We start from the raw sequence: 5,723 nt of genomic DNA, 5'->3' as shown, positions 1-5,723 counted from the left end.
GGTTCGAAGTGATTCCCCATTTTAAGTCACCGCCAATATCGTAGGTATAATCAGTTTCAGTCTGTTCATTTTGAAGATCTGGCCGAACTTCTTGCACACCGGAGATGATATAAGGTTTAAGCTCGATATTATTTCCGCGACGGATATTTTTTATCCCTTTCAGGGTTCCATATTGAGAGGCCGCGGCTACAACTCCGAAGCTTCCGCCATATTCCATCCCAATAGCAGGCCATAGAACACGCTCATTCTTTCGGTTTATCATACGGGATAGCATCAGGCCGAATTCAAGTTCTTCACCCTCTGGAAAGCGTAACTGTCGAAAGGGAATGGAGACCTCAAGAGTCCAGCCTTCATCATCAATCTTTGTTTCACTGATAAAGACTGCATCCCAGGAAAAACTTCCATAGTCGATCTTCTCGTCTGTTACGAGGGCATCATCCTGAGTGCCAAGTGCATTCATCTCAAATAAATAGGCATTTCGCCCGTCACGATAAGTATCAATACCGATGTAGGCGTGATCATCCCGGTTGTTACGACCGCCCCGTTCCAGGTTTTTGGCACGGATTAAATCCGGGTTCTTGTCATAAAATCTGAAAGCGAAATAGAGGTTGTCACGATCGTAAGCAATACGAACTTCAGTGTCTTCTGTAGCGGGTGCTCCATCATTAGGCCATACCTGTGTAAATTCGGTAATGGGAGGGATATCCTGCCAAACTTCGTCATCCAGATTGCCATCAATGTAGGGTGCTGTTTCCGCAAACACTGCGGTAACCTCATAACTTGAGGGCCGCTCAACCAATGTAGCAGATTGAGCAAGAATAGACGCCGGTGAACATAAAGCAAGCGATGCTAAAACTAATGATAAAAGTAACGATCTCATTCCATCCTGTTAATAGAGGGTGATTTTTTTAGAAAGTAAAATTACTGAATATGAGAATAGCAGTATTGTTAAAAAGTATAAAGTAAAAGTACAGGAATGTATTAATTATTTTCTCTCAGAAGGGCTCTTTATCAGGCACTTTCCTTGATCGCTTCTGCTACGCGTGCCGGCACCCGCTCATCAAAAGGACTGGGAATGATCTTTTCAGCAGAAACCACTTCCACACAATCAGCAATTGCTTTGGCAGCAGTGATAAACATTTTTGTGGTCAATTTGGTAAGGCGGGCATCAAGTGCTCCGCGAAACAAGCCCGGAAAGGCAAGTACATTGTTTATCTGATTAGGGAAATCAGAGCGGCCGGTAGCAACCACAGATGCACCTGCTTCAAGTGCATCTTCCGGCATGATCTCAGGAATTGGATTGGACATGGCAAAGATCATGGGATCGTTGTTCATGGATCTTACCATTTTTTTGGAAAGTACATTTGGTACAGAAACACCGATAAATACATCCATGTCCTTTACAGCATCTTCAAGGCTGCCTTTGCGCATTTGCTTGTTGGTGATCTGTGCCATTTCTTTTTTGGTGTCATTAAGGCTTTTTCTGCCTTTATAAATAATGCCCCGGCTGTCACACATAATTACATCTTTAACGCCTGCAGCAAACAAGAGTTTTACTATAGCTACACCGGCAGCTCCGGCTCCGTTTATTACAACCTGAAGATCTTTAATGTTTTTTCCGGTGAGCTTTAACGCATTATAGATTCCGGCTAAGGTTACAATTGCTGTTCCATGCTGATCATCATGGAAAACAGGAATATCTAACTCTTCCTTTAAACGACGTTCAATCTCAAAACAGCGCGGGGCTGATATATCTTCGAGGTTAATGCCGCCAAAACCGGGAGCAATCATTTTTACTGTTTTGATGATCTCATCCGTGCTTTGGGTATCTAACACTATGGGTACAGCATCTACGCCTGCAAATTTTTTGAAAAGCACAGCTTTACCTTCCATAACAGGTAGGGAAGCTTCAGGGCCAATATTACCCAATCCAAGCACAGCCGAGCCGTCACTGACTACGGCAACCAAATTGCCTTTTACCGTATAGTCGTATGCTTTTTCTTTATCTAAAGCTATTTCTTCGCAGGGGCTGGCCACTCCCGGGGTATAAGCAATACTAAGATCATCTTTGGTTTCCAAAGGCATCTTAGGCTCAATGGAAATTTTACCTTTGTACTTTTTATGGGCTTCTATAGCAAGTTTAGCGTAATCTTTTTGTGCCATGATATGAGTGATTTATTCAGTCATTCCAATTTAGATTTGAAATAACGGGTACAGTGCTTTAATTCGAGTTCATTCCAATAAAAAAGGCGTTGCATGTTGCAACGCCTTTCAATGACGTAAAAATAAGAAATTAATCGTTCAACATTGAAGCCACATCAAAGGAATTATTTTCAGGATTGATGTCGGCCAATCGACCGCTTGGATCAATGGTAATTGTTTTGATCTGTGATGCAGGTTTGTTGACGGTGAGGTTATATTCCGGCTGAACCCATGGCCAGTCTTGCAATACCGTTCGCTTCATATCACTTTCAGCGGGTTTTTCACCACGCATCATACGCAATGGGATATAGAACATCTCGCTGCTGCCATCATTATACTCTACTAATATATCCAGTGGCATGGGCATCAGGCCAATGCGCTCTAGCTTAAAGATGGTTTTATTCTCGTTACCCAATACAGAATTGATGCTGTAGTCGATGGTTTTGGTTGTTTGGACGAAATATTCATAGAACCAATCCAGGATCATTCCGGACTCTTTTTCCATAATGCTGATGAAATCCAGATCGGTAGGGTGCTTGAACTTCCATTCATTGTGATAGCGTAGCATTCCTTCCCTGAAATCTTCTTCACCAATGATGTACCGAATTTGGTTAAGAAAAACAGCTCCTTTAGAATACGCAGCCACACTATAAGCTCCATTTGTATTGTAGTGATCTGCATGGGTGCTCAAAGGTTCTTCCAGGTCACTCTTTGCTATATATCGATAATTTTGAAGAGAGCCCCGATGTGGATTTCCTTCACGATCGAATAAATGGGCCATTGTTTCAGAAGAGGCAAAGCTGGTAAAGCCTTCATCCATCCATGCATATAAACTTTCGTTGGTAGCTATTACATTTTGATACCAGCTGTGATACATCTCATGAACCATTACTCCGACCAGGCTTCCCAGGCTTCTTCCGCCTGTAATTAATGTACCCATAGGGTATTCCATCCCGCCGTCACCACCCTGAAGGTTGGTATATTGAGGATAGGGATATTCGCCAAAATGCTCGTTTGCATATTTAAAAGCATCAATGGTATAACCAACCAACTCTTCCCAGTTTTCAGTGTATTGAGCATTTTGTTCCTCCGAAGCACCTTCTACTACGGCAGGTTGCTGATATAGAAAATGAAGTTTTGGTCCGTTTGGAACCTGGGCGGTAACATGTTTAAAATCAGGATCAGCCCCCCAAAAGAAATCGATCACGTTCTCGGCTTTGAAGTGCCAGGTAAGCTTGTCACCACTTGGGCGATTTACTGTGGCGCCTTCATCCTCATAACCATATCCGATCTGATTTGGGTTTTGAAGGATTCCGGTTCCACCCAACACATAATCTCTGTCAATGGAGATCTTCACATCAAAATTGCCAAAGGGTGCATGAAATTCCCGTGCTACATATTCGTTTGGATGCCATCCCTGATGATCATATTCAGCAAGTTTAGGGTACCATTGACTCATTGAAAATTCCACGCCTTCGGAATTATCACGGCCGGAACGACGTACCTGCAATGGAACCTGAGCATCCCACTCCATTCTGAAAGTAGTAGTGGCTCCGGGCTGAATAGGTTCATCTAATTCAACTACTAAAATGGTGCCGTCTGTTTCGTAATTAACGGGTTCACCATCCTGTGTAAGGGAAGTTACTTTCTGGTAACCGATCTCGTTTTCATCAAGGTGATAAATACGATCAAGTACTCTTCCGTCCGGATCAGCGATGGTTCTGGAGCGGACATCCATCATGCTTCCCGGCTGAAAGGCATTAAAATAAAGATGGTAATACACCCGGTCTAACACATCAGGGGAATTATTGGTATAGACAAGCGTTTGTTCTCCGGCATATTGATGGTTTTCTGCATCTACATCAATTTCCATGGTATAGTCTACTTCCTGTTGCCAGTAAGAACGATTCTGGGCAAAAGTAGTAAGGCTAAAAAGCGCTAAAAAGGTAAAAAGTATTAGTTTTTTCATTTCCTCTGATTTTTATCCACAGAGTACGCAAAGTGCGCACATGGTTTTGTTAAAGGTTGTTTGACGAATAAATTCTAATTCTAAAAACTGTTTCTGCTGGCGAAAGCACGGCTTAAAGTTGCCTCATCAATAAATTCAAGTTCGGTTCCCATAGGAATTCCATAGGCAATACGGGTTACGTTGACATCATATTGCTTCAACAGTTTGTTGATGTAATAGGAAGTGGCTTCTCCTTCAGCATCGGGGTTCAGAGCTAAAATTACTTCCTTAATGTCATCATCTTCACCGACTCGCTTCAATAATTCCTGAATGCGCAGTTTGTCAGGACCGATATTATCCATGGGAGAAATAACTCCCCCAAGCACATGATATCGTCCTCTGAATTCATTCGATCTTTCGATGATGTAGACATCATTGAATTCTTCTACAACACATATAGCCGAGGGATCCCGTTTAGGGTTTTCGCAAATTTTACATGGATCCGAATCACTTACATTTCCACAAACCGAGCAGCGGGTCACTTTTTCTTTTAGATCAACGATCGCCTGAGCCAGGTTGATGGCGTAATCATCGTTCTGTTTTAGTAAATGAATTGCAATTCGCTGAGCTGATTTTCGTCCCGTTCCGGGAAGTTTGGCAAGCTGCTCTATAGCCCGCTCTAAAAATTCTGAGGTTATCTGCATGTATTTAGTGGCAAGGTGTTAGGTTCAAGGTTCAAGTAGTTCTTGAACCTAGCACCTTGAGCCTTGTACCTAATTTAGAGTCCGAGTTTTGACATATCCATTCCGGGGATACCGCCACCGGGGATCATTCCTTTATACATTTCCTGCATTTTTTCTTTGGAGGCTGCTTCGGCTTTTTCAAGGGCTTTATTTACCCCTGCCACAATTAAATCTTCCAGCATTTCTTTGTCAGCTGGATCCACAACGTCACTATCCATTTCTATGGAAACGATCTGCTTGTTACCGTTAGCTTTCACCTTTACCATTCCACCGCCGGCTTCAGCTTCCACGATCACATCGTTTAAACCTTCCTGGGCTTCCTGCATTTTAGTTTGCATTTCCTGGATCTTGCCGAACATATCGGCCATGTTAAAGTCACTCATAATTCTAAATTAGATTGATTGTTTCAATGAAAACCTGTGAGCATCTAACACTTCACACGTTAATTTATTCTTTTTTTTAAGCTATCAGCAGTCTGACAGCTAATCAATACTCAAGTTCTGCCCCAAAAATCTCAACTATATCACGAATGATGGGGTCTTTTTGTTGTATCTGTTTGAAGCGTTCATAAACGCTCATTGGTTTATCTTCTTCACTTTGTTCTACTACCGATACATTAAAACGCAGCAAAGCACCTACACATTCCTTTAATTTTTTCTGGAGGTCTGTTTTTTGCTCATCCAGCATTTTATGTGCAAAGCTGTTATCACATTCCAGGTACAATTCTGATCCTTTTACCTTAACTACTTTAACCCGTTCCATTTGCAGATGTAATAACATGGGAAAATCAACCTTAAGCAACTCCATGTATTCATCCCATTTCTCCTGTA

5 protein-coding genes and 1 pseudogene are annotated in these 5,723 nt (G+C 42.2%); all 6 read right to left on the bottom strand.

What is annotated here, in order from left to right; all coding sequences use genetic code 11:
- Positions 1–880 (bottom strand): carbohydrate binding family 9 domain-containing protein (locus VFM80_RS13050; protein WP_395072375.1); only part of this gene is annotated, 880 nt, incomplete at its 3' end.
- A 131-nt stretch (positions 881–1,011) separates the two neighbouring features.
- Positions 1,012–2,163, bottom strand: a complete 1,152-nt coding sequence (locus VFM80_RS13045; RefSeq protein WP_395072373.1) for an NAD(P)-dependent malic enzyme — start codon at positions 2,161–2,163, stop codon at positions 1,012–1,014.
- A 130-nt stretch (positions 2,164–2,293) separates the two neighbouring features.
- Positions 2,294–4,171: a M1 family metallopeptidase gene (locus VFM80_RS13040; RefSeq protein WP_395072371.1), complete on the bottom strand. Its 1,878-nt coding sequence runs from the start codon at positions 4,169–4,171 to the stop codon at positions 2,294–2,296.
- Positions 4,172–4,251: 80 nt separating this feature from the next.
- The gene (gene recR / locus VFM80_RS13035; protein WP_395072369.1) at positions 4,252–4,854 is read right to left on the bottom strand and encodes a recombination mediator RecR; all 603 of its coding nucleotides are present in this window, start codon (positions 4,852–4,854) and stop codon (positions 4,252–4,254) included.
- A gap of 74 nt (positions 4,855–4,928) precedes the next feature.
- Entirely contained in the window at positions 4,929–5,276 is a 348-nt protein-coding gene (locus VFM80_RS13030; RefSeq protein ID WP_395072367.1) for a YbaB/EbfC family nucleoid-associated protein, read from the bottom strand.
- Positions 5,277–5,379: 103 nt separating this feature from the next.
- Positions 5,380–5,723, bottom strand: a pseudogene (locus tag VFM80_RS13025) (DNA polymerase III subunit gamma/tau); the annotation flags it as partial.

Source organism: Gracilimonas sp. (assembly GCF_035704785.1).
Classification (GTDB): Bacteria; Bacteroidota; Rhodothermia; order Balneolales; family Balneolaceae; genus Gracilimonas.
Note: the sequence above shows the minus strand (reverse complement) of the source record. Positions and strands in the feature narration are given on the sequence as shown.

What these genes read in the sequence shown, in the direction of transcription:
- VFM80_RS13045 (WP_395072373.1), bottom strand. Translation starts at nt 2,163, where the DNA reads ATGGCACAAAAAGATTACGCTAAACTTGCTATAGAAGCCCATAAAAAG.
- VFM80_RS13040 (WP_395072371.1), bottom strand. Translation starts at nt 4,171, where the DNA reads ATGAAAAAACTAATACTTTTTACCTTTTTAGCGCTTTTTAGCCTTACT.
- recR (WP_395072369.1), bottom strand. Translation starts at nt 4,854, where the DNA reads ATGCAGATAACCTCAGAATTTTTAGAGCGGGCTATAGAGCAGCTTGCC.
- VFM80_RS13030 (WP_395072367.1), bottom strand. Translation starts at nt 5,276, where the DNA reads ATGAGTGACTTTAACATGGCCGATATGTTCGGCAAGATCCAGGAAATG.